The organism is Pseudomonas alloputida, from assembly GCF_021283545.2.
Taxonomy (GTDB): Bacteria; Pseudomonadota; Gammaproteobacteria; order Pseudomonadales; family Pseudomonadaceae; genus Aquipseudomonas; species Aquipseudomonas alloputida.
Genome location: NZ_CP128540.1, coordinates 1,512,788 through 1,537,863, shown reverse-complemented (window position 1 = coordinate 1,537,863; position 25,076 = coordinate 1,512,788). Strand labels below are relative to the sequence as shown.

Genomic DNA, 25,076 nt, shown 5'->3' with positions numbered 1-25,076 from the left:
TTCCTGCCTTCATCTTGGGGGCCACGGCGCGCGGCGGCGCCAGTCTAGAGCCTGGCCTTCGGCAAAGCCAGACCGCTTGTCAGTCGCGACGGCACGCAGTAGCGTGCGCTTTTCCCGTCCGTTCGCAGGAGCCGCCATGAGCGCCAACCCCCGCATTGCCGATTACGCCATCAACGAGCAGTTCATCAACCGCTGGTCGCCACGCGCCTTCACCGCCGAGCCGATCAGCGAAGAAACCCTGCTGAGCTTCCTCGAAGCCGCCCGCTGGGCACCTTCGGCCTATAACTCGCAGCCTTGGCGCTTCCTTTATGCCCGCCGCGACACGCCGAACTGGGAGCGTTACCTGAGCCTGCTGGTGCCCTTCAATCGCAACTGGGCGCAACAGGCGTCGGCGCTGGTGCTGGTCATTTCCAAGACCACGTTCGCGGCCCCGGGCGCTACGGAAGAAAAACCGGCGCTGTGGCACACCTTCGACACGGGCTCTGCCTGGGGGCACCTGGCCCTGCAGGCCAGCATCAGCGGCTGGCATACCCATGGCATGGCCGGCTTCGATCAGGACCTGGCACGTCAGGAACTGAAGATTCCCGAGGGTTACGTACTGCATGCCATGGTGGCGATCGGCAAGCTGGGGGACAAGGCCAGCCTGGATGAAGCCCTGCAGGCGCGTGAAGTGCCGAGCCCGCGCAAGCCGCTGAGCGAGCTGGCTGCTGAAGGCGATTTCAGCCTGTAAGGTTTGTGTTGGCAGTGCTGGCCTCTTCGCGGGCAAGCCCGCTCCTACGGGGGGTATCACCACCCTGTGCTAAAGCGGTTTTACCGCGAAGAGGCCGGTACAGGCCGCAGCGATCAGTAGCCCCGGGCGAAATCGACTTCACCCCGCAACCCCTGCCCCGCTTCATAAGCCCGCACATTCTCGACAAACAAGCGCACCATCGCTGTCGGCGAGGTGGGCGCCGAGCTGTGCCCGGTCAGCAGCAAGCCCCAGGCGGTCCAGAACGGGTGTTGCTTGGGCAACGGCTCCTGGCGGCACACATCGATCACAGCACCGGCCAGATGACCCTCTTTCAACGCCTCGACCAGGTCGGCATCGACCACCGCCACACCACGCCCGGCATTGATGAACAAGGCCGAGGGCTGGAAGCATTTGAACAGCGCGGCGTCATACAGGTCATGAGTCGCCGGGGTATCCGGCAGCAGGTTCAGCACGTAGTCGACCTGGCCAACCAAGCGCGGCAGGTCGGCCAGCGCCGCCACCTCGACGAACGGCGCCTGCTCACGGGCGCTGCTGGCAACGCCGTACAGCGCCACACCAAACGGCTGCAGGAACTCGGCCACACGCTGACCAATGTCGCCTACACCCACAATGAGAACCTTGCGCCCTTCCAGGCTGCGCCCCGGGCGGTCATCCCAGCGCCGCTCGACCTGGCTGACCAGGCGCGACAGCACCTCACGCTCATGGCCTAGCATATAGGTGAGCATATACTCGGCCATCACCTGTCCGAAGATGCCTACTGCGCGGCTCAGGCGGTAATCACGCGGCAGGCCGTCGGCCAGCAACGGCGTGATACCGGCCCATGTCGACTGTATCCAGCCAGGCTTGTGGCCTTGGCGCAGCAGACTGGCCAGCAAGTCCGGCTGGCCCAGCCACACCGGGCACTGCGGTGCCTGGCGGGCCAGTTCGGCAGAGTCGCCGCTGGTCAGCACTTCCAGTTCTGGCGCGGCGGCGCGCAAAAGCGCGGCGTATCGAGCATGGTCATGCTCAGCGATCAGTACGCGCATGGTCAGACGGGGTCGTTGCGGCGCAGCAGCTCTTCGGGCAGGTGCTCGATGTACTCATCTTCCAGCGGCGGCATCTGCAGGTGGTAGCCTTGGCTTTCGAGGTTCTCCAGCACCTTGGTGATGTCCTCGCGGGCCAGTTTGCGCTCAGGGGTGAGCACCAGGTCGAAAGCGTGCACGGGGGTGCCGAAGAACGGCAGCAGGCCTTCAGGCACGCGTTCCAGGCCGTCAGCCTTGAGTACGTACAGGTACATTTCGTTCTTGCGTGGGCTCTTGTAGATCGAGCAAATGCGTTTCATCGGGTTTCTCCGGCACCTGCCAGGTTGTCCAGCAGGGCCTGGCCCATGCGCTCACGGCGCCAGCCGCGCAGCGAATCGGGCAGTTGATAAGGGCCATTGGGGTATCCGCTCTTGAGCAGCGCCTCCAGGGCTTTCTTGCGCAGCATCAGCTCGGGTGCAATCCCCAGGCGCTCGCCTTCGGCCTGGCCGATGGCACGCAGCTGCTTGAGAAGGCCAGCAGCCTCGATCGGAAGCGGCTCAGGCAAGGGCGCAGGCCATTGCTCGGCCGGCAGGCTGGCGGCGCGCTTGATCAGCTGGATGAGGAACTCACCGTCCTGACGAATGGTGCGCGGGTGCATCTCGTCGATCTTGGCCAAGGCCGACAGGTTGTTCGGCTGGCTTTTGGCCATGGGCCACAGCGAGTGCTCCTTGAGGATACGATTACGCGGCACATCGCGGTTGCGCGCTTCGCGTTCGCGCCAGGCGCACAGCTCACGTAGCACTGCCAGTTGTTGAGGCGCCAGCTTCCAGGCCAGCTTGACGTCGCGGTACAGGCTTTCGGGCTCGACTTCACGGCGCAACGCAGCCACCAGCTCGGCGCCGTCTTCCAGCACCCAGGCATACTTGTCGTCACTCAGCCGCGGGCGCAGCACGGTGAAAAGCTCGGCCAGGTGCACGGCATCTTCGGCAGCGTAGCTGACCTGGGTTTCCGAGAGCGGGCGTTGCAGCCAGTCGGAACGGGTTTCGCCTTTGGGCAATTCGATGCCCAGCACTTCCTGCACCAGGCGCGAATAGCCCATCGAGAAGCCCAGGTTCAGGTAACCGGCGGCCAGCTGAGTGTCGAACAGCGGCTGAGGCAGCTTGCCGGTCAGGCGCAGCAGCACTTCGAGGTCTTCGCTGCAGGCGTGCAGCACCTTGACCACAGCGCTGTCTTCCAGCAGGTCGGCCAAGGGTTGCCAGTTGCCGATCAGCAGCGGGTCGATCAGGAAGGCGCGTTGGCCGTCGCCGATCTGGATCAGCCCGGCTTTCGGGTAAAAGGTGTCTACCCGCATGAATTCGGTGTCGACGGCGACGAAGGGCAGTTGGTGCCAGTCGCGGCAGTGTTCGGCCAGGCTCTGGTCGTCACGGATCCAGTGAATTTCGATGGCCACAAGGCTCTCCCACTAACATTGGCGCGCAGTATATACGGCGCGGGCACTGCGGGTGAAACTGTCCCGCTTTTCGGGGGCAGTCCACCCTGTGGGAGCGGGCGCGCCCGCGAATGAAGGCAACACGGTGTATGGCCCGGGTTTGCCCGGGTTCGCGGGCGTGCCCGCTCCCACAGGGCTTCAGCGCTTGGCCGCCAGCCAAGGCCGGCAACCGGCAAACATGTCCAGCGACTGCTGGTAGAGCTCGGTATGTACCTGCAACAGGCCAAGCATCGAGTGGAACAGGTTGTCCTGGGACAGCGGGGCATCGCTGAGCCGTGCCAGGCAGTCGGTATCGACGCCGAAGTCCTCCTTGTAGCTGTCGGAGAACCAGGTCAGCAGTGGTATGTGCTTCTGCTGCTCGGGAGCGATGGCGTAGGGCGTGCCGTGCAGGAACAGGTTGTACTCGCCCAGCGACTCGCCGTGGTCGGACAGGTAGATCATCGCGGTATCGACCTTGTCTTGCTTGCTGCGCAGGGTATCGATCAGCGAGGCCAGCACCTTGTCGGTATAGGCCAGGGTGTTGTCGTACCCGTTGATGATTTCCTCCTCGCTGCACTGGTTCAACGCGTTGCTCTGGCACACCGGGGTGAAGCGCTCGCCATCACTGGGGTAGCGCTTGAAGTACTCGGGGCCGTGGCTGCCCATCTGGTGCAGCACCAGCACGGTGTCCTTGTCGAGGTTGTCGATCAACGCGTCCAGGCCTTGCAGCAAGATCTGGTCATGGCATTCGCCATCGGCGCACAGCTGCGGGTCCTTGAGGTTGCTGACGTCGATGAACTGCACGCGATCGCAGGTGCCTTTGCAGCCCGACTGGTTGTCACGCCACTGCACGGCCAGGCCGGCACGCTGCAGGATGTCCAGCAGCCCTTCGCGGTTCTTCGCTACGCGGGCATCGTAGTCCTTGCGCTTCATGCCCGAGAACATGCAAGGCACCGAAACCGCCGTTTCCGTACCGCACGAGTGCACGTCGGAAAACGCCAGCAGGCCCTGCTCCCTGGCGAGATTGGGCGTGGTATCGCGGTCATAGCCCAACACGCCGAAATGGTCTGCCCGGGCACTTTCCCCGACCACCAGCACGGTCAGCGACTTGCGCTCATGTTTTAGCCAGGCCGCATCACGCTTGGCATCTTCGCCATAATGCTGGAACGGGCGCGAGGCCGTACCGACACGTTCGTCGACATAACCAATGGAGGCCCCGACGATATTGCTGGGGGTGAGCATCAGACGCAGTTCATGGTGATTGCGAAACAGCGACGACAGCCCTTGATAATTGACCAACGCGACCGAGCCGATGGTCACCACACAGGCACCACTGACCACCAACTTACCCAGCAGCTCGCGGTGCCACGGGCGGTAGGCGATCTGCGCCTTCCACAGCAGCACCGATGGCAGCACACCCAGCAGCAGGATATACGCGGCAAACTTGAACGACATCAAGTCGCGCACCTCCGCAATATTGGTCTCGGCCATATTACGGAACATGCCGGCGTCAATAAGTACGCCGTACTGGTTCATGAAGTAAGCCACGCCCGCGCCACTCATGAACAACACGATAAGTACCGGCTTCACTACATACCGGAAGGCAATTAACGTGAGGATCAGATTGAACGCGAAGAGCATCAGCACAGCAAACGCCAGACTCAGCCACAACCCCGAAAGGCCGGCAGGAACCACCGCTTGCAGGTGCTCCCAGAGGAACATATTGAAGCCAATCAGCAGATAAAGACTGGCCAGCAGCGTGACCCATTCAGTCCGCAGGGATTTGAAGTTGAGCATCAGCGTTCGCTATCAAGAGTGATGATCACCCCAGGCCAGATGGCACTGTGGGAACTGGGGCGAACTCTAGAAAGCACGTCATCAATTTTTTGTGAAAAACTTGGTAACAATTTCGTGAGGGTGTGTCTTTTATCGATTATCGCAAAACCATTCAGCTGCCATTCAGCCTGGACCGCCGTCACAAGCCTGCGCAAAGACAGCTATCCTCAATGGTCAGGACCTTACCGACAACCCTGACAGAGGTGAAGAAATGCCAGTTCCGCACGATCTGCTCGCTGACCTGCACGTTACCGCTGATGCATTCCAGGCGCTCATGGACAAGGATCAGGGCCTGCACAAACTGCACAAGGAGTACAACGCCAAGGACAAGGAGGTGGTAGCCGCCGAAGGCAACGGCACCAACGACGAAGCCGTCAACCGCCTGCGCAAGGAAAGGTTGCTGATCAAGGACAAGATCGAACGGATCATTCATCCGCCCAAATCCTGACAGGCATCTATTGAATCCACCGGCCTCTTCGCGGGCAAGCCCGCTCCTACACCGTCGTAGGAGCGGGTTTACCCGCGAAAGGGCCTGCGGCCCTCACACAGCGACCAGCGCTTTCAACGCCCCATCCAGGTCCTCGACCAGGTCACGGTAATCCTCGATCCCTACCGACAACCGCAGCAGGTTCTCGCTGATCCCCATCACCCCTTTCTGCTCTGGGCTCAGCGAGCAGTGCGACATGCTCCAGGAGTGGTTGATCATGCTCTCCACCCCGCCCAGCGAGTCGGCCAGCACAAAAATCTGCAGCGCCTCCACCAGGCGGTTGAGCGCGGCGCGGTCGCCTTTTACTTTCATCGCCACCACCGCCCCGCCACTGCGCATCTGGCGTTTGCACAGTTCATGCTGCGGGTGGCTTTCCAGCCCCGGGTAATACACCTGCTCGACCTGCGCGTGACCTTCCAGGAAGCGCGCCACCTGCAGGGCATTGGCGCACTGGCGCTCCATGCGCACATCCAGGGTCTTCAGACCGCGCAGGGCCAGGTAGCAGTCGAACGGCCCCTGCACCGCACCAATCGCCATGCTGATACGGCGCAGGCGTGCCAGCAACGCATCGTTGGCCGCCACCACCACACCGCCGGTGAGGTCGGAGTGGCCACCGATGTACTTGCTGGCCGAGTGCATCACCAAGTCCACGCCCAGGGTGATCGGGCGCTGGTTCCACGGCGAGCAGAAGGTGTTGTCGATGCAGGTGAGGATGCCCTTGGCCTTGGCCAGGTCGCACACCGCCTTGATGTCGACCAGGTGCAGCAACGGGTTGGTCGGCGACTCGATCCAGATCAGCTGGGTTTCCGGCTTGATCGCAGCCGCTACGGCTTCAATGTCGTTGAGATCGACATAGGTGGTGGTCAGCCCCGAGGTGCGGCTGCGGTAATCTTCCATGATGCGGAACGTGCCACCGTACACGCCGTTCATCACCACCACGTGGGCATCCTTGGGCAGCAGCTCAAGCACGGTTGCGGTGGCATTGACTCCCGAGGCGCAGGCCACAGCGCCCACGCCTTCTTCCAAGGCAGCGACACAGGTTTCGTAGGCATGCCGGGTGGGGTTGCCGACGCGGCTGTAGGAATATTCCGGCTTATCGTCCAGGCTGCGCTTGGTGAACGAACTGGCGGTGACGATAGCCGGGAAAATGGCGTTATCGGCAACGCTGAACTGCTCGCCGGCGTGAATGGTACGGGTGGCGAAATTGCGCGGCTTGTCGGACATGGTCAGGCCCATTGGCAGAATGAAAGCCGCAACTATCGCACAACCCAAATCGTCTGGCCTTGGGGTAATCTGTGAAATATTTTCCTGCACGGCCAGCGCGCGATATGGACAGTTTCGACCAGCACATTCTTACCCTGCTACAGCGTGATGCCTCAATCTCGCTGAAGGACCTGGCCGAGGCCGTCAACCTGTCCACCACACCGTGCTGGAAGCGGGTCAAGCGCCTGGAGGAAGACGGCTACATCCTCGGCCGCGTCGCCCTGCTGGACCCCGAACGCCTGGGGTTGGGGCTCACCGTGTTCGTCCAGCTCAAGACCCAGCGCCACGACAGCGCCTGGCTGGAGCAGTTTGCTGCGACCGTGACCGGGTTCGAGGAAGTGATGGAGTGCTACCGCATGTCGGGGGACTGGGACTACATGCTGCGGGTGGTGGTGGGTGATATTGCTGCGTATGACCGGTTCTACAAAAAGCTGATTACCCATACCGATGGGCTATCGAACATCACGTCCAGTTTTGCCATGGAGCAGATGAAGTACACCACGGCTTACCCGGTGCATCGCGCCTGACCGGTGCTGGATTCTTCGCGGGCAACCTCACAGGATCACCTCAACCTCAAGCGCTGTGGGGTCCCGTAGGAGCGGGTTCACCCGCGAAGAGGCCAGCACAGGCACCCCATCAATCCGAGGCCAACACCGCCGCAATGCGGTTCCCCGCCTTGGCCTTTTCGACCTTGATCGCCACGAATTTCGAGGTCGGGGTATAGGTCCCCTCACCATAACTTTCCAGCGGTACCAACGGGTTGGTTTCCGGGTAATACGCCGCCGCCTGCCCCTCGGGCACGTCATACGCCACCAGGCGGAATCCCGACACCCGCCGCTCCACGCCATCCTCCCACAGCGACACAAGGTCCACCTGCTCACCCGGTTCGAAGCCCAGGCGACGGATGTCGGCTTCGTTGACAAACACCACTTCACGCAGGCCGAACACCCCACGGTAGCGGTCGTCCAGGCCATACAGGGTGGTGTTGTACTGATCGTGCGAACGCAGGGTCTGCAAAATCAGGTCGGGCTTGTCACCACGGGCCAGTACCTTGGCGTTGACCAGTTCCTCGGGCAGCGCGTGGGGCATGAAGCGGGCCTTGCCCGTGGCCGTGCGGAAGTTGCGATCGGCGGCATTGTTGCCAAGGTGGAACCCGCCGGGGCTGTTCAAGCGTTCATTGAAACCGGTAAAGCCCGGAATCACGTCAGCGATCATGTCGCGAATGCGGTTGTAATCGGCCACCGCGTACTCCCAGTCGATCGGCTGGTTGCCCAGCGTGGCCTTGGCCATACCGGCAATGATCCACGGCTCCGAGCGCATATGCGGCGAGCGCGGGCGCAACTGGCCATTGGAGATGTGCACCATGCTGAAGGTGTCCTCCACGGTCACGCCTTGCGGCCCTTCGGCCTGCAGGTCGATTTCGGTACGGCCCAGGCACGGCAGGATCAGCGCATCGCGGCCGGTGATCAGGTGCGAGCGGTTAAGCTTGGTGGAAATCTGCACGGTCAACGCGCAGTTCTGCAGCGCCGCGTGGGTGCGCGCGGTGTCCGGGGTGGCTTGGGCAAAGTTGCCGCCCAGGCCGATGAACACCTTGGCCCGCCCCTCTTCCATAGCCTTGATCGCCAACACTGCGTTGTGCCCATGGGTACGCGGCACACTGAACTGGAAACGTTGCTCGATGGCATCGAGTAGTGCCGCCGAGGGTTTCTCGTCAATGCCCATGGTACGGTCACCCTGCACGTTACTGTGGCCACGCACCGGCGACAGGCCTGCGCCGGGCTTGCCGACGTTGCCACGCAGCAGCTGCAGGTTGACGATTTCCTGCACGGTCGGCACCGAATGGCGGTGCTGGGTGACGCCCATGGCCCAGCACATGATGACCCGCTCGGCCTTGCGGTACATGCGGGCGGCCAGCTCGATCTCGGCCAGGGTCAAGCCCGACTGTTTGACGATGTGCTCCCAGGACGTGGCGTCCACCGCCGCCAGGTAATCGTCGACGCCGCTGGTGTGCTCGGCGATGAAGGCATGGTCGAACACCGCCGGCTCGCCCTTGGCCTGCGCCTCGCGCTCCCATTGCAACAAGTACTTGGCAATACCGCGCATTGCCGCCATGTCCCCACCCAAGGCCGGGCGGAAGTAGGCGCTGGAGGTCGGCTCGGAGCCGTTGCTGAGCATTTCGAACGGGTGCTGCGGGTGCTGGAAGCGCTCAAGGCCACGCTCTTTCAGCGGGTTGAAGCAGACGACCTGGGCGCCACGCTTGACCGCTTCGCGCAGGGGTTCGAGCATGCGCGGGTGGTTGGTGCCGGGGTTCTGCCCGATGACGAATATCGCGTCGGCCAGCTCCAGATCGTGGAACACCACGGTGCCCTTGCCCACCCCGAGGGTTTCCGACATGCCCGCGCCGCTGGCTTCGTGGCACATGTTCGAGCAATCCGGGAAGTTGTTGGTGCCGTAGGCACGCACGAACAGCTGGTAAAGGAACGCCGCTTCGTTGCTGGCCCGGCCCGAGGTGTAGAATTCGGCTTCATCCGGCGACTGCAGCGCACGCAGGTGCCTGGCGACCAGCTCGAAGGCCTCCTGCCAGGTGGTTTCGACATAGTGGTCGGTGGCGGCGTCGTAGCGCATCGGGTGGGTGAGGCGGCCCTGGTATTCAAGCCAGTAGTCGGTCTGCTCCTTCAGCGCGCTGACGCTGTATTTGGCGAAGAAAGCCGGGTCGACCGAGCGGCCGGTGGCTTCCCAGTTGACCGCCTTGGCGCCGTTTTCGCAGAACTTGACCATGTCGCTTTCCGGCGACTCGCCCCAGGCACAGCCGGGGCAGTCGAAACCGCCGTTCTGGTTGGTCTTGAGCATGGCCCGCAGGTTCTTGAAGGCGTTGTCGCTGCCCAGCCAGCTCTTGGTCACGCTTTTGAGCGCCCCCCAGCCGGCAGCGGCGCCCTTGTAGTCCCTGATGTGTTCGTCCTGGCTCATGCGATGAATCCTCACGCTTCGATGCTTTTTTCCAGCCTATGGAGCGTGGGAAGGGGCGTCCAATCGAAAGATCTTACGGCGTGATAAGCGGTTTCGATCATGGCTGCCAGAGGCTATGCCAAGCGATAGAGGCCATCGATCAACCGGTCAGGCAAAGCAATTTGACGGCCTTGCGGCCAGGTTATAGCTTGGAGTCATGTCCCAACCCATTCGAGTGCGAACGTGGAACAGAACAGCCGGGCCCTGATCGACGGCTTCAACCGGAAAATCGACTACCTGCGGATGTCGGTCACCGACCGCTGTGACTTCCGTTGCGTGTACTGCATGGCCGAAGACATGCAGTTTCTGCCGCGCCAGCAAATCCTCAGCCTCGAAGAACTGTTCCAGGTGGCCGAACGCTTCGTCGCGCTGGGCACCCGAAAGATCCGCCTGACGGGTGGCGAGCCACTGGTACGCCAGGGCATCGTCGACCTGTGCGGGCGCATCGCCGCCCTGCCCGGCCTGCGCGAGCTGTGCCTGACCAGCAACGGCTCGCAACTCGGGCGCCTGGCTCAGCCGCTGTTCGACGCCGGGGTGACACGCCTGAACATCAGCCTGGATAGCCTGGATGCCGACCGTTTCAAGCAGCTGACCCGCACCGGCGACCTAGCCCAGGTAATCGCCGGCATCGACGCCGCACGCCAGGCCGGTTTCAAACGCACCAAGCTCAACTGCGTGGTACTCAAAGGCCGCAACGACCATGAACTGGTCGATCTGGTGCGCTTTGCCATCGAACGCGAGCTGGACATCACCTTCATCGAGGAAATGCCGCTGGGGGTGATAAGCGAGCATGAACGTGGCGAATCGTTCTGCTCCAGCGATGAAGTACGGGCACGCCTGGCCGAGCAGTTCACGCTGGTCGAATCGACCGAGTCGTCCATGGGGCCGGCCCGCTACTGGCGCCTGGCCGAAGCCGCGAACACCCGGGTCGGCTTCATTTCCCCACACAGCCACAACTTCTGCGCCACCTGCAACCGCGTGCGCCTCACCGTCGAAGGCCGCCTGCTGCTGTGCCTGGGCAACGAACACTCGGTAGACCTCAAGCACGTGCTGCGCGCCCACCCGGGCAACCCCGAACGCCTGGAAAAGGCCATTCGCGACTCGCTGCACCTCAAGCCCTATCGCCATCATTTCGAAGTCGGTGGCGATGTGCAGATCCTGCGCTTCATGAACATGACCGGCGGCTGAGCAGCCGTCTCTGGACTTCCATGATCGTCCCACCCTCCACCGATGTGTTGCGCGTGCTGTTCACCCTCAAGGGGTCGATCGTCAAACGCATTGCCCTGCGTTGCCTGATGGTGACACTGCTGGCCGCGCTGATCGTGCTGGTCGAGCGGCATTACCCGGCGTATTTCTACCCGGTCAGCGCCACGCCGTTCACCTTGCTGGGCCTGTCGCTGTCGATCTTCATGAGCTTTCGCAACAACGCGTGCTATGACCGTTGGTGGGAGGGGCGCAAGGCCTGGGGCAAACTGATTATCGAAACCCGCTCGTTCGTGCGGGAAAGCGTGGTGATTACCGACGAAACACTGCGCACCGAACTGCTGCGCAACCTGTGTGGTTTCGCCCATGCACTCAATGCCCGGCTGCGTAACGAGGACGAACGGGCAGCTGCCAGGCCGTGGCTGGCCCGGGCCGATGCGATCAGCCCGCACAATGTGTGCGACGGCATCCTGCGTGAAATCGGCGAACACTGTTCACGGTTGGCCGCACAGCAACAGATCAGCGAATGGCGCTACAACCTGCTGGAGCAACGCCTGGCGGGCCTGACCGAAGTGCAAGCCACCTGTGAGCGGATCAAGGGCACTCCCTTGCCGTTCCCCTACACGCTGCTGCTGCACCGTACTATCTACATTTTCTGCCTGCTGCTGCCGTTTGCCCTGGCCGAGCCGCTGGGCTGGCTGGCACCGCTGTTCACCACCATCGTGGGGTACACGTTCTTCGGGCTGGATGCGATCGGCAACGAGCTGGAAGACCCGTTCGGGCGCGATGAGAACGACCTGCCGACCGATGCCATGGTGCGGACTGTGGAGCGCGATGTGCTGGCCGGATTGGGGGAACAGCAGCTGCCTCCCGCCTTGTTGCCGGTGGGGTATGTGTTGAGCTGACGGTGGGTGGTTGCCTGTTCTGGCCTCTTCGCGGGTAAACCCGCTTGTATGGTAGGACTTGAAGGGAGGAGGAGGGCCATAACTCGCTTCTGACTGTTCGCGCAGTACAGACCGTAGGAGAAATCACCCCTCCTCCTTTCAACACCCAAGCGCCGATAAGGAATGCCTCGCGAGCAAGCGACAATAGAAGCAAGCCTGCGCCAGGGTGTGCCCTTCAAGTCACACTACGCTACAAGGAGCAGCTATTCATGGCAATGTCCGCAATCCCAATCGAAGCTGGCGTGGACACCTCCAAAGATGAACTGGTGATTCAAGCCGCTCCGAATACCAAATCCTTCGCCATCCCTAACACTCCGAAAGCAATCAAAGCCTGGCTCAAGACGCTGCCCAAAGGCTCAGCGCTGGCCATCGAAGCGACCAGTACCTATCACATGGAAATGGCGGAGCAAGCCCATGCTGCGGGCTTCGCGGTATACGTTATCGATGGGCTGAGGCTGAGTAAGTACCGGGAAAGTGTTGCTATACGGGCAAAAACAGATGCCCATGATGCCGCTTTGCTCGCCCGCTTCCTGAGCAACGAGCGGGGCTCTTTGAAGGCTTGGACTCCGCCACCAGCCGGGCATCGTGAGATCCAGGTGCTGCTGCGCCGCCGCGCCAAACTTGTAGCAGTGCGCGGCATGCTGCGGATGAGCTTGTCGGGCGACAAATTGTTTGCCTCAGAACTCAAACGTGTTGAGGAAGTGCTCGAACGCATAGAGCTTTCGCTGGAAAAACAGCTGCGTGCGGTGATCAAGAAGGCGGGGCTTTCCGATCAGATGCGCCGTGTTCAGAGGCTTCCGGGTGTTGGTTTCTTAACGGCTGCCGGCCTGGTGATGTCCTTCATGCGCGGCGAGTTCAAGAACAGCGACGCCTTTGTCGCTTATCTAGGCATGGATGTAACGGTTTCCCAATCCGGTAAATGGGCAGGCAGAGGGAAGTTGAGCAAGCGCGGAGACTCGGAGGTCCGTAGACTCCTGTACAACGCCTCGATGAGCGGCAGTCGAACCGCGACCTGGAAGCAGTATTACGCCCATCACCAAGCCCGGGGGAAGAAAACCACTCAAGCCTTGGTGATCCTTGCACGTCGCTTGGCTCGGCTGGCCTTCGGCCTGATGAGGCATCAGGCCGACTGGAAGCCCGAGATATATACCGGAGGTGCCAAGCCGGCCAGCTGAGGCTGGGGCTGCAACGCAGCCCGCCCAAACTGACGGGCAGTATCCAATGCTGGGGAGAAATTCTCTGGCACGCTGACTCGTACCTCGAGGTTGCTGAGAGAGGCCGATGGCGTTTTTACTGAAAATTTGCCTCCGGCCATAGAATCTCCTACATCGGCAACAGGTGTTTGACGAAGTTGCATGGCCGGTGCCGTGCATCCAGCTGCTCGGCCAGAATGCCTTCCCAGGCGGTGCGGCAGGCTCCGGTCGAGCCCGGCAGGCAACATACCAACGTGCGGTTGGACAACCCGGCCAACGCCCGGCTCTGCACGGTCGAGCTGCCAATATCGAGAATCGACAATGCCCGGAACAACTCGCCGAACCCATCGATACGCTTGTCCAGCAGGCACTCGACCGCTTCGGGTGTGCTGTCGCGCCCGGTAAAGCCGGTACCTCCGGTGATCAGCACCACCTGCACCTGTTCATCGGCAATCCAGCTGGCCACCTGAGCGCGGATCTTGTACAGGTCGTCCTTGAGCAGCGCTCGCGCCACCAGCCGGTGACCGACCTCGACCGAGCGGTTGGCCAGCAGCGCGCCGGAAGTATCGTTGTCGTAGGTACGGGTGTCGCTGACAGTCAGCACGGCGATGTTCAGCGGTACGAAGACCGCATCAAGTTGGACGCGCACGGTGAAGCTCCTTGAAGGGCATTTTCACCACGCTAGAGGCATACCCCCAGAGGCGTCCAATCGATATGACGTACCGGCCGATCAATGACATCTATCGCAGACGTGGGTTAAGGTCTGCATAACCAGACGCCAGGCACTTCCATGGACATCAAGCAGCTCAAGTTCCTCATCGCCCTCGACCAGACCCGCCACTTCGGCCAGGCGGCGGCGCTGTGCCATATCACCCAGCCGACGCTGTCCATGCGCCTGCGCAACCTGGAAGACGAACTGGACCTGGTGCTGGTCAAGCGGGGCCAGCGCTTCGAAGGTTTCACCGAGGCCGGCGAGCGCATCCTGGCCTGGGCCCGTACCCTGCTCGCCGCCCATGACGGCCTGCAGGCCGAGGCTGCCAGTTGCCGTGGCCAGGTGGTCGGCAGCCTGCGCCTGGGCACGGTGCCGCTGGCCAGTTTCAACCCCATGCACCTGCTGCTGCCCCTGCGCGAAAAATACCCCGAACTGCACTTTCAGCTCAGCTCGCTGAGCTCGGAACAGGTCATCGACGGCCTCAGCCGCAACCAGCTCGACCTGGGTATCTGCTACCTGGACCAGGTCAACACCAGCTTTTTCGAAGTGATCGAACTGGGCACCACCACCATGGGCCTGCTGCACGATACGCGGCACTTCCAGTTCACCAGCGACCGGCTGCGCTGGGACGAGCTCGGCGATATTCCGCTGGGGCTGCTGAGCAAAGGCATGCACTACCGCCAGTCGCTGGACCTGAGCTTCCGCAGCCGTGGTCTGGAGCCCAATGCGGTGCTTGAGAGCGACTCGAGCTTCCAGCTTATCCAGGCCATCAACACCGGCATATGCTGCGCGATCATGCCACTGGACTGCGGCCTGGAAGACCTCAGCGAGCACCTGCGCATCGTACCGGTGGCAGACGCCGCCATCCACAGCCCGGTCGGGCTGCTGCTGCGCCGCAGCGAGCCGCGCTCGGCGATTGCCGAGCAATGCTTTGCCGAGGCGCGGGGGCTGTTTCAGGCCAGCTGATCGGCGGTAGCCTGGCGGTACTGGCGCGGCGTAAAGCCGGTCAGCTGCTTGAACTGGCGGCTGAAGGCGCTGTGGTCGGTGTAGCCGCAGCGCATCGCCACTTCAGTGATCGGCAGCTCCGAATGCAGCAGGCGATGGGCATGCTCCAGGCGCGCCTTGTGGATCATCTGCCGGGGCGTGAGGTGGAACACCCGCTTGCAATAGCGCTCCAGCTGGGCCACGGAAATACCGGCAATGCGGGTCAGCTCGCTCATGCTGATCGGCTGGTGAAAATGCTGGCGAATGTGCTCGTCCACTGCGGCCAGGCGCTGGTAGGCGGGGTGGCTGTCAGCGGCTGACTGCAAGTCGACCGAGATGCCGACCAGGCCGATGATTTCGCCGGCAGGGTTGTACAGCGGGCGCTTGTGGGTCAGGCACCAGCCGGGCTCACGGCTGCCGTAGAGGTGCAGCTCCAACTGGTCCTCCAGCACCAGGCCTTCCTTGAGAACACGTCGATCCTGCTCGGTATAGCCGGGGCCAAACTGTGCCGGAAACACTTCGGCGCTGGTCTTGCCCAGCAGCGGTTGCAGGCGCTTGAGGCCACAGCGCTGGACCAGTGTGTTGTTGGCCAACGCATAGCGGGCGGCAGAATCCTTGATGAAGATTGCGGCGTTGGGGATGGCGTCGAGCATCGGCAGCAACAGCGATACGCCGGCGAGCAGGGCCTCGAGGGTGGCGGGGCGGTGCTGGTCGAGGGACTGGTAGAGGGTTGCCAGGGGGGTGTCGGTCATCTGTCGGTTCTCTGCTGGCTGGGCCGGCCTCTTCGCGGGTGAACCCGCTTCTATCAAACAAAAGATAACCCACTGTTCTTTCTAGCGAAAAAAACAGGCGCGCGGGGTCAATGGCGGCGAAGTGTTCACTCTTCTATACGTGGTCACAGCAAGCTGTGCCGACAGGGATTAACGCCGATGCCATTTGGGCCACTCTCTCATTCGGGAGCAAAGCAGCACACCAGTGCGGTCTACGGCCTCTTTCCCGCGCATTGGGAACCATAGCAAAGTATTCGGCGGCTGACCTACCCGGATCAGTCGGCGAATGCTTTTCTAGATCTCGATGTCAGTGCAGATCTGACGTCATGCGCATCCTGTTTGCTGTGCGACAGCGCAGCCCGGAAGGGCTGGGTGATCTCTCATCAAACAAAATGCAACCCATTGTTTTCTAAGCACTCAAGCGGCCACCAGTTGATACCCCAGTTTCCGGGCTTTGCGAAGCAAAGCCCGGACCTGCCGGTCTTGGCTTCTGGTTTCGAACTCCTCAAGACCTTGTTCAACATAAGCCTGCTTCTTGGTTAACAGGTTGTACACCAGACGTGCCAACTGATGCGCAGTGGCCTTGATGGCGCAGCTGGTATCCATTCGAGTCAGTCTGGCTCGGTGCGATGCGCCAATGAAACCCTTGTCGTTACGGGCATTGGATGCAGCCTGCTTGAGTGCTTGCGCTGCTCGATTGACTATTTTGGGCCCACCACCTGCCAGTCGATGACCGCCGGAAATTCGGGTAGGGGGAGCCAGTCCCAACCAAGAGCAGAAGTGCTGTGAGGACGGGAAGCGTGATAGATCTGTACCGATCTACCGGGCCAACCGCCTTTTCTTTTTCAAAATGTCAGCGTCGCTGCGGAACTGAAGCCGTACACCTCATGTTTGCTGCGCGACAGCGCAGCCCGGAAGGGCTGGGTGATCTCCTACAGGGCCCCCACAGATTTCGAATTCTGCGCCGTACCTGTAGGAGCGGGTTCACCCGCGAAAGGGCCGGCACTAGCACTGCATCTCTCAAACCCTTATCCGGTATGGCTTTGAGCCTATCCCCACGCTTTGCGGCTTACCACTGTTTTTCTGCAACTGTGCCGATTTCGTCATCCCCCTTGCAGAAAACCATCAAGAACCGCCGCCCTGATCGGTCCACTCTATGCCCCACGCAAGCCGCCCAAGTCCTACAAGAGCGCGGCCCAAAAAGCCGCATCTCGTGACATCAGACCTGCCTATCCAATAACCAACAAAAAGGCGAACCCATGTCAGGCAAATTCAAAAAACAGTTATCACTGCTGGACCTCACCTTCATCGGCCTAGGCGCCATCTTCGGCTCCGGCTGGCTGTTTGCCGCCAGCCACGTCTCGGCCATCGCCGGCCCGGCCGGCATCCTCTCCTGGTTCCTTGGCGGGTTCGCCGTACTGCTGCTGGGCATCGTCTACTGCGAGCTGGGCGCCGCCTTGCCCCGCGCCGGTGGCGTGGTGCGCTACCCGGTGTACTCGCACGGTCCACTGTTGGGCTACCTGATGGGCTTCATCACCCTGATCGCCTTTTCCAGCCTGATCGCCATCGAAGTGGTCGCCTCACGCCAATACGCCGCCGCCTGGTTCCCTGGGCTGACCAAGGCCGGCTCCAGCGACCCAACCGTGCTCGGCTGGCTGGTGCAGTTCGCCCTGCTGGGGCTGTTCTTCTTCCTCAACTACCGCAGCGTGAAAACCTTCGCCAAGGCCAACAACCTGGTCAGCGTGTTCAAGTTCATCGTGCCGCTGCTGGTGATCGGCGTACTGTTCACCTTCTTCAAACCGGAAAACTTCGAGGTCCAGGGCTTTGCCCCGTTCGGCCTGTCCGGGGTGGAAATGGCCGTATCCGCCGGCGGCATCATCTTCGCCTACCTGGGCCTGACGCCGATCATTTCGGTGGCCAGCGAGGTCAAGAACCCGCAGCGCACCATCCCGATTGCGCTGATTCTTTCGGTGTTGCTGTCCACCGCGATCTACGCCTTGCTGCAACTGGCCTTCCTTGGCAGCGTGCCGACCGAAATGTTGGCCAACGGCTGGGCCAGCGTGACCAAGGAACTGGCCCTGCCCTACCGTGACATCGCCCTGGCGCTGGGTGTGGGCTGGCTGGCCTACCTGGTGGTGGCCGACGCAGTGATCTCGCCAAGCGGCTGCGGCAACATCTACATGAACGCCACCCCGCGCGTGATCTATGGCTGGGCGCAGACCGGCACCTTCTTCAAGTACTTCACCCGCATCGATGCAGAGTCCGGCATCCCGCGCCCGGCCCTTTGGCTGACGTTTGGCCTGTCGGTGTTCTGGACCCTGCCGTTCCCGTCGTGGGAAGCGCTGATCAACGTGGTATCCGCCGCTCTGGTACTGAGCTACGCCGTGGCCCCGGTCAGCGTTGCCGCCCTGCGCCGCAATGCACCACACATGCCGCGCCCGTTCCGGGTCAAGGGCATGACTGTGCTCGGCCCGCTGTCGTTCATCATCGCTGCGCTGATCGTGTACTGGTCGGGCTGGAACACCGTGTCGTGGCTGCTGGCCCTGCAGATCGTGATGTTCGTGCTGTACCTGCTGTGCAGCCGTTTCGTACCCACCCAGCACCTGTCGCTGGGTCAGCAAGTTCGCTCGTCGGCCTGGCTGATCGGCTTCTACGCGCTGACCATCCTGCTGTCGTGGCTGGGCAGCTTCGGCGGCCTGGGCGTCATCGGCCACCCATTCGACACCGTGGTCGTGGCGGCCTGTGCACTGGGCATCTACTACTGGGGCGCCGCCACGGGTGTGCCTGCCCACCTGGTGCGCCTGGAAGGCGACGACGAAAGCGAAGCCTGCGCTGAAACCTCTAACGGCCGCCCTGTTGCCGTCGCTTCCTGATCTTTTACGCAAGGGACAAGCCCATGAAACAGATTCACGTCATCGACTCCCACACGGGTGGCGAACCAACCCGCCTGGTGATGAAGGGCTTTCCGCAACTGCGGGGCCGAAGCATGGCCGAACAGCGCGACGAACTGCGCGAACTGCACGACCGGTGGCGCCGCGCCTGCCTGCTGGAGCCACGCGGCAACGATGTGCTGGTTGGCGCACTGTACTGCCCGCCAGTGTCGGCCGACGCCACCTGCGGGGTGATCTTCTTCAACAACGCCGGTTACCTGAACATGTGCGGCCACGGCACCATCGGCCTGGTCGCCTCGCTACAGCACATGGGCCTGATCACGCCCGGGGTGCACAAGATCGACACCCCGGTCGGCCAGGTCAGCGCCACCTTGCATGAAGATGGCGCCATCACCGTCGCCAACGTGCCCTCCTACCGCTACCGCCAACAGGTTGCGGTGGACGTGCCCGGCCATGGCGTGGTGCGCGGCGACATCGCCTGGGGCGGCAACTGGTTTTTCCTTGTGTCCGAACACGGCCAGCGCATCGAGCTGGATAACCGCGAGGCGCTGACCGAGTACACCTGGGCCATGCTCAAGGCCCTGGAAACCCAGGGCGTCACCGGCGAAAACGGCGCGCCCATCGACCACATCGAGCTGTTCGCCGACGACCCCAACGCCGACAGCCGCAACTTCGTGATGTGCCCCGGCAAGGCCTACGACCGCTCCCCGTGCGGCACAGGCACCAGCGCCAAGCTGGCCTGCCTGGCCGCCGACGGCAAGCTTGCCGAAGGCCAGACCTGGGTGCAGGCCAGCATCACCGGCAGCCAGTTCCATGGCCGCTACGCGCGCGACGGCGAACGCATTCGCCCGTTCATCACCGGCCGCGCCTACATGACCGCCGACAGCACCCTGCTGATCGACGAACAAGACCCTTTCGCCTGGGGCATCTGACCCCGGTCTTTTCCCGACTGAACTTTGCCAGGAGTGACAACAATGAATGACAACATCTTCACCGGCACCATGCCTGCCCTGATGACCCCGTGCACCGCCGAGCGCAAACCGGACTTCGACGCCCTGGTGCGCAAGGGCCGCGAGCTGATCGAGGCCGGCATGAGCGCGGTGGTGTACTGCGGCTCGATGGGTGACTGGCCGCTGCTGACAGAGGCCGAGCGCCAGGAGGGCGTGGCGCGCCTGGTGGCGGCCGGCATCCCGACCATCGTCGGCACGGGCGCAGTGAACACCCGTGAGGCGGTTTCGCATGCTGCACACGCCGCCAAGGTTGGCGCCGCCGGCCTGATGGTCATCCCCCGCGTGCTCAGCCGCGGTGCTTCGCTGATCGCCCAGAAGCACCATTTCTCGGCCATCCTCGCTGCCGCACCGAAACTGCCGGCGGTGATCTACAACAGCCCTTACTACGGCTTTGCCACTCGCGCCGACCTATTCTTCGAACTGCGCAGCCAGTTCCCCAACCTGATCGGCTTCAAGGAGTTTGGCGGTGGCGCCGACTTGCGCTACGCCGCCGAGCACATCACCTCCAAGGATGACGATGTCACCCTGATGGTCGGTGTCGACACCCAGGTGGTGCATGGCTTCGTCAACTGCAACGCCACCGGCGCCATCACCGGCATCGGCAATGCGCTGCCGCGCGAAGTGCTGCAACTGGTGAGCCTGAGCAAACAGGCCGCCAAAGGCGACGCCCGTGCCCGCCGCCTGGCGCGCGAGCTGGAAGCGGCGCTGGCGGTGCTGTCGTCGTTCGATGAAGGCTGCGACCTGGTGTTGTATTACAAGCACTTGATGGTGCTCAACGGCGACACCGAGTACAGCCTGCACTTCAACGAGACCGACGTCCTGACCGACGCTCAGCGCAACTATGCCGAACAGCAGTACGCGCTGTTCCGCAGCTGGTATGCCAGCTGGTCGGCCGAGCAAAACATCGCCTGAGCAGCCACTGCTCTCCCTGTGGGAGCGGGCGTGCCCGCGAATCAGGCGACCCGGTGCATGGCACCGGCTTCGCCGGTGTTCGCGGGTGAACCCGCTCCTACAGGGGTCGTAATCCCCCCCATGCATCTGCATTAGATTTCCAAGGAGGCTACATGCCCCTCACAGGCAACCTGCTGATCGGCCAGAGGCCGGTAACCGGCAGCCGCGACGCCATCCGTGCCATCGACCCAACCACCGGTCAGACGTTGGAGCCGGCCTACCTCGGCGGCACAGGCGAACACGTGGCCCAGGCCTGCGCGCTGGCCTGGGCGGCATTCGATGCCTACCGCGAAACATCGCTCGAACAACGAGCAGAGTTCCTTGAAGCCATCGCCACACAGATCGAGGCCCTCGGCGATGCCCTGATCGACCGCGCCGTGATCGAAACCGGCCTGCCCAAGGCGCGCATTCAGGGCGAGCGTGGCCGTACCTGCACCCAGCTACGCACCTTTGCCCGTACAGTGCGGGCCGGCGAATGGCTGGACGTGCGGATCGACAGCGCCCTGCCTGAGCGCCAGCCCCTCCCCCGCGCTGATTTGCGCCAGCGCCAGGTGGCCCTGGGGCCAGTCGCCGTGTTCGGCGCCAGCAATTTCCCGCTGGCCTTCTCGGTGGCCGGTGGTGACACCGCGTCGGCATTGGCCGCTGGCTGCCCCGTGGTGGTCAAGGCCCACAGTGCCCACCCCGGCACCAGTGAGCTGGTCGGCCAGGCAGTGGCGCAAGCAGTGAAGCAGTGCGGCTTACCGGAGGGTGTGTTCTCGCTGCTTTATGGCTCCGGCCGCGAAGTGGGCATTGCTCTGGTCAGCGACCCACGTATCAAGGCCGTTGGTTTCACCGGCTCGCGCAGCGGTGGCATGGCACTGTGCCAAGCCGCCCAGGCGCGCCCGGAGCCCATCCCGGTGTATGCCGAAATGAGTTCGATCAACCCGGTGTTCCTGTTCGACGCCGCCCTGCAAGCCCGTGCCGAAGCACTGGCACAAGGTTTCGTCGCCTCGCTGACCCAGGGCGCCGGCCAGTTCTGCACCAACCCTGGCCTGGTAATCGCCCGGCAGGGGCCGGCACTGCAGCGGTTCATCACTGCAGCCGCCGGGTACGTGCAGCAGGGCGCCGCCCAAACCATGCTCACCCCTGGCATTTTCAGTGCCTACCAGGCCGGTATCGCAGCCCTGGCAGACAACCCCCATGCCCAGGCCATCACCAGTGGCCAAGCCGGTCAGGGCCCCAACCAGTGCCAGGCACAGCTGTTCGTGACCCAGGCCGAAGCGTTTCTCGCCGACCCGGCGTTGCAGGCTGAAGTGTTCGGTGCAGCATCGCTGGTCGTTGCCTGCACCGACGATGAGCAGGTCCGCCAGGTAGCCGAACACCTGGAAGGTCAGCTGACCGCCACCCTGCAACTGGACGAGGCCGACATCGACAGCGCTCGCGCCCTGCTCCCCACCCTTGAGCGCAAGGCCGGGCGTATTCTGGTCAATGGCTGGCCGACCGGCGTCGAGGTGTGCGATGCCATGGTCCACGGCGGGCCGTTCCCGGCCACTTCCGATGCCCGTACCACCTCGGTGGGCACGGCGGCGATCCTGCGTTTCCTGCGCCCGGTTTGCTATCAGGACGTCCCCGATGCGCTGCTGCCGCAGGCATTGAAACACGGCAACCCGCTGCAGCTGCGGCGCCTGCTTGATGGTAAACGGGAAGACTGAGCATGGTCGAAACCGCTGAAACCGATATCGCCGTGGTGGGCGCCGGCATTGTCGGCGTCGCCTGTGCCCTGCAACTGGCCCGCCAGGGCCATCGGGTAACGCTGGTCGACCGCCAGGCGCCCGGCCTGGGCGCGTCCTTCGGCAATGCCGGGCACCTGGCAACCGAGCAAGTATTCCCGATTGCCGACCTGTCGATCCTCAAGCGCCTGCCTCGCATGCTGCTCGACCCGATGGGCCCGCTGCGCCTGGACTGGAAGTACCTGCCCAAGGCCATGCCGTGGTTCACCCGGCTGCTGCTCAACCTGCGCCCGGCGCCGTTCCAGCGCAGCGTGGCGGGCATCCGCACGCTGAACGAAGGCAGCCTGGGCGCCTGGCAACGGCTGTTGGGCTCGATCGGGCGCAGCGAGTTGTTTCAAGAGGATGGTTCGTTGCTGGTGTTCGAGAAGCCTGAGTCACGCCAGGCGCTGGAGGCGTTGCGCACACGCATGCAACAGCAGGCGGTGCCGGTGGACTTCTGGTCGGCCGAAACCGTGCGCGAAGCGGCGCCGCAACTCAGCCCATCACTGTTAGGCGGGCTGTTCTTCCCGCGCACCGGGCACTTCATCGACCCTTATCGGGTGGTGTGCGAATTGTTCGAAGCGGCCAAGGCCAGCGGGGTGCGCTTTGTCCAGGCGCAGGTCGATGGCGGGCAGTTACACAGTGCCGGCGTGAGCCTTGCCAGCGACCAAGGCATGCTCAATGCCCGCCAGGTGCTTGTCAGCTGTGGCGCCCATTCTGCAAAACTGACTGCCGCGCTGACAGGCAAGCGGGTGCCGCTGGATACCGAACGCGGCTACCACCTGATGTTGCCGGGTGAGCACCAGCGCCTGCCGTTTGCAGTCACCTCGCTTGAGCGCAAGTTCATCATGACACCCATGGCCGAAGGCTTGCGCCTGGCGGGCACAGTGGAGTTTGCCGGGCTGCAGGCACCGCCGAGCATGCAGCGGGCGTGGCAGTTGCACCGGTTGAGCAAGGGGTTGTTCCGGCACGACTTGAGCGTCGAAGGGGCAACGCCGTGGATGGGTTTCAGGCCTTCGTTACCGGACTCATTGCCCGTGATCGACAGGGTGTGCGATGGGCGGGTGCTGTTGGCGTTTGGGCATCAGCACCTGGGGTTGACCCAGGCGGCGGTGACGGCGGAATGGGTGGGGCGGTTGGCTGAGCAGACTGGTGGGCCTGAGATGGGCGCATACCGACTGAACCGGTTTTAGCCCCTACCGGCCCATTCGCGGGCAAGCCCACTTCCACAGAGAGGGTGCAGTATCTGAAACCTGCGGTGTCTCTGTGGGTGCGGGCTTGCCCGCGAATGGGCTGCAAAGCAGCCCCTCCAAGCCTCAGCGATAACGCTCGAGCCAGTGTGCATAAGGCGCCGGCAAGGTCCAGGAGGCTTTTTCCACCCCCAGCTCCTTGGCAGCAAAGTAAGCCCAGTGCGGGTCGGCCAGGTGCGCGCGCCCTACCGAAACCAGATCCAGCTGGTTGGCCTGCAATGCGGCCTCCGCCAACTGCGGCGTACCAAAGCCCCACGCCGACGTCACGGGCAGCTTCGCTTCGCGGCGCACGCGCTCGGCAATCGGCCCCATGAACGCTGGACCCCAGGGGATGTTGGTGTCGGGAATGGTGAAGCCGACACTCACGCTCAGCAGGTCGAGCCCACCGGCCTTGAAGCGGCGGGCCAGTTCGATCGACTCTTCCAGGGTCTGCTCATCGCGGCCATCGTACTCCAACACACCAAAGCGCGCGGTCAGCGGCAGGTTCTCCGGCCACACTTCACGCACGGCGGCCAGTGTCTCCAGCAGGAAGCGGCTGCGGTTGTCGAAGCTGCCACCGTAGGCATCGGTGCGCTTGTTGGAGTGCTCGGAGAAGAAGCTCTGGCCCAGGTAGCCATGGGCAAAGTGCAGTTCTATCCACTCGAAGCCGGCATCACGCGCACGGCGGGCGGCATCGACGAAGTCCTGCTTGACCCGGGCGATATCGTCCAGCGTCATTTCGCGTGGCACTTTCGGCAGGTGCGCGCCAAAGGCAATGGCAGACGGGGCAATGGTCTCCCAGCCGCGCGCATCGTCGGCGGCAATGTGGTCATCACCCTCCCACGGGCGGTTGGCGCTGGCCTTGCGCCCGGCGTGAGCGATCTGGATACCCGGCACGGAACCGGCAGCCTTGATGGCCTGCACCACCGGTACGAACGCCTGAGCGTGGGCATCGCTCCAGATACCGGCGCAACCGGGGGTGATACGCCCTTCCGGCGCCACAGCAGTGGCCTCGACCACCAGCAAGCCGGCACCACCACGGGCCAGGCCGGCCAGGTGAACGTGGTGCCAGTCGTTGATCATGCCGTCTTCGGCCATGTACTGGCACATCGGCGGAATGGCGATACGGTTACGCAGGGTGACGTCTTTGAGGGTGTAGGGTTCGAACAGTGCGGACATGGGAAACTCCGGGTTCATTTGAATACTGTTGTTCGATCATAATCGAACTATGGCAATTAATGAAACCCCCGTTATCATGTCAACCATGCGAGCCTATAAACATCCCAACCCCGACGACCTCATTCTTGAACGCCTGCTCTATGCGCTCAGCGACCCCGTGCGCCTGGAAATCGTCCGCCACCTGGCCGGCGTGGCCGAGGCCAGCTGTGGCGAGCTGGATGGAGGTCGGCCGAAGTCGAGCATGTCCCACCACTTCCGTGTGTTGCGTGATGCAGGGCTGGTGCAAACCCGCAATGTGGGGACTACCCATATGAATTCGCTGCGTAGCGAGATGCTGGGCGAGCGGTTTCCCGGGCTGCTGGAGTGCATCCTGCGCCAGCAGTGATACCTGTGCAGGCCTCTTCGCGGGTGAACCCGCTCCTACCAGGGATGGCGATAAGCCTGAGGGTT

At 62.9% G+C, this 25,076-nt stretch carries 22 protein-coding genes and 1 pseudogene; 13 read left to right on the top strand and 10 right to left on the bottom strand.

Going from position 1 to position 25,076, the window contains the following annotated elements; all coding sequences use genetic code 11:
* The first annotated feature begins 136 nt into the window (after positions 1-136).
* Entirely contained in the window at positions 137-730 is a 594-nt protein-coding gene (locus LU682_RS07065; protein WP_010955256.1) for a nitroreductase family protein, read from the top strand.
* 113 nt (positions 731-843) lie between these two features.
* On the opposite strand, the gene LU682_RS07060 is transcribed toward LU682_RS07065, so the two are convergent.
* From LU682_RS07060 to LU682_RS07045, 4 genes are all read right to left on the bottom strand, one after another.
* Positions 844-1,776, bottom strand: a complete 933-nt coding sequence (locus tag LU682_RS07060; RefSeq protein ID WP_010955257.1) for a D-2-hydroxyacid dehydrogenase — start codon at positions 1,774-1,776, stop codon at positions 844-846.
* Positions 1,777-1,778: 2 nt separating this feature from the next.
* The gene (locus tag LU682_RS07055; RefSeq protein WP_010955258.1) at positions 1,779-2,072 is read right to left on the bottom strand and encodes a YcgL domain-containing protein; all 294 of its coding nucleotides are present in this window, start codon (positions 2,070-2,072) and stop codon (positions 1,779-1,781) included.
* Positions 2,069-3,202 carry a ribonuclease D gene (gene rnd / locus LU682_RS07050; protein ID WP_010955259.1) on the bottom strand — a complete coding sequence of 378 codons (1,134 nt, stop codon included), beginning with the start codon at positions 3,200-3,202 and terminating at the stop codon, positions 2,069-2,071. Before rnd ends, LU682_RS07055 begins: the two co-directional genes overlap by 4 nt.
* A 177-nt stretch (positions 3,203-3,379) precedes the next feature.
* Positions 3,380-5,017: a phosphoethanolamine transferase gene (locus tag LU682_RS07045; protein WP_010955260.1), complete on the bottom strand. Its 1,638-nt coding sequence runs from the start codon at positions 5,015-5,017 to the stop codon at positions 3,380-3,382.
* Between the two features lie 250 nt (positions 5,018-5,267).
* On the opposite strand from LU682_RS07045, the gene LU682_RS07040 reads away from it, so the two are divergent.
* Positions 5,268-5,504: an HP1242/YdcH family protein gene (locus LU682_RS07040; protein ID WP_010955261.1), complete on the top strand. Its 237-nt coding sequence runs from the start codon at positions 5,268-5,270 to the stop codon at positions 5,502-5,504.
* Positions 5,505-5,597: 93 nt separating this feature from the next.
* Here LU682_RS07040 and LU682_RS07035 read toward each other — a convergent pair whose 3' ends face one another.
* A complete protein-coding gene (locus LU682_RS07035; RefSeq protein ID WP_010955262.1) occupies positions 5,598-6,779 on the bottom strand; it encodes a trans-sulfuration enzyme family protein in 1,182 nt (393 codons plus the stop codon).
* A gap of 92 nt (positions 6,780-6,871) precedes the next feature.
* Between LU682_RS07035 and LU682_RS07030 the strand changes: the two genes are divergently transcribed.
* Positions 6,872-7,333, top strand: a complete 462-nt coding sequence (locus LU682_RS07030; protein WP_049586986.1) for an Lrp/AsnC family transcriptional regulator — start codon at positions 6,872-6,874, stop codon at positions 7,331-7,333.
* Between the two features lie 109 nt (positions 7,334-7,442).
* On the opposite strand, the gene LU682_RS07025 is transcribed toward LU682_RS07030, so the two are convergent.
* Positions 7,443-9,773, bottom strand: a complete 2,331-nt coding sequence (locus LU682_RS07025) for an FdhF/YdeP family oxidoreductase (RefSeq protein ID WP_010955264.1) — start codon at positions 9,771-9,773, stop codon at positions 7,443-7,445.
* A gap of 222 nt (positions 9,774-9,995) precedes the next feature.
* Between LU682_RS07025 and moaA the strand changes: the two genes are divergently transcribed.
* From moaA to LU682_RS07010, 3 genes are all read left to right on the top strand, one after another.
* Positions 9,996-11,000 (top strand): GTP 3',8-cyclase MoaA, encoded by a 1,005-nt coding sequence (gene moaA, locus LU682_RS07020; RefSeq protein WP_003254695.1) that lies wholly within the window; start codon positions 9,996-9,998, stop codon positions 10,998-11,000.
* 20 nt (positions 11,001-11,020) lie between these two features.
* On the top strand, positions 11,021-11,920 hold the full coding sequence (locus tag LU682_RS07015; RefSeq protein ID WP_010955265.1) for a bestrophin family protein: 900 nt from the start codon (positions 11,021-11,023) through the stop codon (positions 11,918-11,920).
* A gap of 248 nt (positions 11,921-12,168) precedes the next feature.
* A complete protein-coding gene (locus LU682_RS07010; RefSeq protein WP_010951808.1) occupies positions 12,169-13,134 on the top strand; it encodes an IS110-like element ISPpu10 family transposase in 966 nt (321 codons plus the stop codon).
* Positions 13,135-13,282: 148 nt separating this feature from the next.
* On the opposite strand, the gene moaB is transcribed toward LU682_RS07010, so the two are convergent.
* Positions 13,283-13,801 (bottom strand): molybdenum cofactor biosynthesis protein B, encoded by a 519-nt coding sequence (moaB, locus tag LU682_RS07005; RefSeq protein ID WP_003254698.1) that lies wholly within the window; start codon positions 13,799-13,801, stop codon positions 13,283-13,285.
* A 141-nt stretch (positions 13,802-13,942) separates the two neighbouring features.
* Between moaB and LU682_RS07000 the strand changes: the two genes are divergently transcribed.
* Positions 13,943-14,830, top strand: coding sequence for a LysR family transcriptional regulator (locus LU682_RS07000; RefSeq protein WP_010955266.1), 888 nt, complete (start codon positions 13,943-13,945; stop codon positions 14,828-14,830).
* Here LU682_RS07000 and LU682_RS06995 read toward each other — a convergent pair.
* Together LU682_RS06995 and LU682_RS06990 are read right to left on the bottom strand one after the other, a co-directional pair.
* Entirely contained in the window at positions 14,818-15,600 is a 783-nt protein-coding gene (locus LU682_RS06995; RefSeq protein ID WP_049588297.1) for an AraC family transcriptional regulator, read from the bottom strand. The two genes, LU682_RS07000 and LU682_RS06995, sit on opposite strands and share 13 nt — an antisense overlap.
* 435 nt (positions 15,601-16,035) lie before the next feature.
* Positions 16,036-16,437 (bottom strand): annotated as a pseudogene (locus LU682_RS06990) (transposase); the annotation flags it as partial.
* Between the two features lie 440 nt (positions 16,438-16,877).
* Here LU682_RS06990 and LU682_RS06985 point away from each other — a divergent pair.
* The 5 genes from LU682_RS06985 to LU682_RS06965 all read left to right on the top strand — a co-directional run bounded on the left by LU682_RS06985 (position 16,878) and on the right by LU682_RS06965 (position 23,411).
* The gene (locus LU682_RS06985) at positions 16,878-18,491 is read left to right on the top strand and encodes an APC family permease (protein WP_010952393.1); all 1,614 of its coding nucleotides are present in this window, start codon (positions 16,878-16,880) and stop codon (positions 18,489-18,491) included.
* Between the two features lie 23 nt (positions 18,492-18,514).
* Positions 18,515-19,441: a 4-hydroxyproline epimerase gene (locus LU682_RS06980; RefSeq protein ID WP_010952392.1), complete on the top strand. Its 927-nt coding sequence runs from the start codon at positions 18,515-18,517 to the stop codon at positions 19,439-19,441.
* A 42-nt stretch (positions 19,442-19,483) separates the two neighbouring features.
* Positions 19,484-20,431, top strand: a complete 948-nt coding sequence (locus LU682_RS06975; RefSeq protein WP_010952391.1) for a dihydrodipicolinate synthase family protein — start codon at positions 19,484-19,486, stop codon at positions 20,429-20,431.
* Positions 20,432-20,583: 152 nt separating this feature from the next.
* Complete coding sequence (locus LU682_RS06970; RefSeq protein WP_010952390.1) at positions 20,584-22,161, top strand: aldehyde dehydrogenase (NADP(+)); 1,578 nt, start codon at positions 20,584-20,586, stop codon at positions 22,159-22,161.
* A gap of 2 nt (positions 22,162-22,163) precedes the next feature.
* Positions 22,164-23,411: an NAD(P)/FAD-dependent oxidoreductase gene (locus LU682_RS06965; protein WP_010952389.1), complete on the top strand. Its 1,248-nt coding sequence runs from the start codon at positions 22,164-22,166 to the stop codon at positions 23,409-23,411.
* 123 nt (positions 23,412-23,534) lie between these two features.
* Here LU682_RS06965 and xenA read toward each other — a convergent pair whose 3' ends face one another.
* Positions 23,535-24,626: a xenobiotic reductase XenA gene (gene xenA, locus LU682_RS06960; RefSeq protein WP_010952388.1), complete on the bottom strand. Its 1,092-nt coding sequence runs from the start codon at positions 24,624-24,626 to the stop codon at positions 23,535-23,537.
* Between the two features lie 49 nt (positions 24,627-24,675).
* Between xenA and LU682_RS06955 the strand changes: the two genes are divergently transcribed.
* Positions 24,676-25,011 (top strand): ArsR/SmtB family transcription factor, encoded by a 336-nt coding sequence (locus tag LU682_RS06955; RefSeq protein WP_003254716.1) that lies wholly within the window; start codon positions 24,676-24,678, stop codon positions 25,009-25,011.
* Positions 25,012-25,076 lie beyond the last annotated feature (65 nt).

Coding starts and splice junctions, on each gene's coding strand:
- LU682_RS07065 (WP_010955256.1), top strand. CDS start 137: ATGAGCGCCAACCCCCGCATTGCCGATTACGCCATCAACGAGCAGTTC.
- LU682_RS07060 (WP_010955257.1), bottom strand. CDS start 1,776: ATGCGCGTACTGATCGCTGAGCATGACCATGCTCGATACGCCGCGCTT.
- LU682_RS07055 (WP_010955258.1), bottom strand. CDS start 2,072: ATGAAACGCATTTGCTCGATCTACAAGAGCCCACGCAAGAACGAAATG.
- LU682_RS07045 (WP_010955260.1), bottom strand. CDS start 5,017: ATGCTCAACTTCAAATCCCTGCGGACTGAATGGGTCACGCTGCTGGCC.
- LU682_RS07040 (WP_010955261.1), top strand. CDS start 5,268: ATGCCAGTTCCGCACGATCTGCTCGCTGACCTGCACGTTACCGCTGAT.
- LU682_RS07035 (WP_010955262.1), bottom strand. CDS start 6,779: ATGGGCCTGACCATGTCCGACAAGCCGCGCAATTTCGCCACCCGTACC.
- LU682_RS07030 (WP_049586986.1), top strand. CDS start 6,872: ATGGACAGTTTCGACCAGCACATTCTTACCCTGCTACAGCGTGATGCC.
- LU682_RS07025 (WP_010955264.1), bottom strand. CDS start 9,773: ATGAGCCAGGACGAACACATCAGGGACTACAAGGGCGCCGCTGCCGGC.
- LU682_RS07015 (WP_010955265.1), top strand. CDS start 11,021: ATGATCGTCCCACCCTCCACCGATGTGTTGCGCGTGCTGTTCACCCTC.
- LU682_RS07010 (WP_010951808.1), top strand. CDS start 12,169: ATGGCAATGTCCGCAATCCCAATCGAAGCTGGCGTGGACACCTCCAAA.
- LU682_RS07000 (WP_010955266.1), top strand. CDS start 13,943: ATGGACATCAAGCAGCTCAAGTTCCTCATCGCCCTCGACCAGACCCGC.
- LU682_RS06995 (WP_049588297.1), bottom strand. CDS start 15,600: ATGACCGACACCCCCCTGGCAACCCTCTACCAGTCCCTCGACCAGCAC.
- LU682_RS06985 (WP_010952393.1), top strand. CDS start 16,878: ATGTCAGGCAAATTCAAAAAACAGTTATCACTGCTGGACCTCACCTTC.
- LU682_RS06980 (WP_010952392.1), top strand. CDS start 18,515: ATGAAACAGATTCACGTCATCGACTCCCACACGGGTGGCGAACCAACC.
- LU682_RS06975 (WP_010952391.1), top strand. CDS start 19,484: ATGAATGACAACATCTTCACCGGCACCATGCCTGCCCTGATGACCCCG.
- LU682_RS06970 (WP_010952390.1), top strand. CDS start 20,584: ATGCCCCTCACAGGCAACCTGCTGATCGGCCAGAGGCCGGTAACCGGC.
- LU682_RS06965 (WP_010952389.1), top strand. CDS start 22,164: ATGGTCGAAACCGCTGAAACCGATATCGCCGTGGTGGGCGCCGGCATT.
- xenA (WP_010952388.1), bottom strand. CDS start 24,626: ATGTCCGCACTGTTCGAACCCTACACCCTCAAAGACGTCACCCTGCGT.
- LU682_RS06955 (WP_003254716.1), top strand. CDS start 24,676: ATGGCAATTAATGAAACCCCCGTTATCATGTCAACCATGCGAGCCTAT.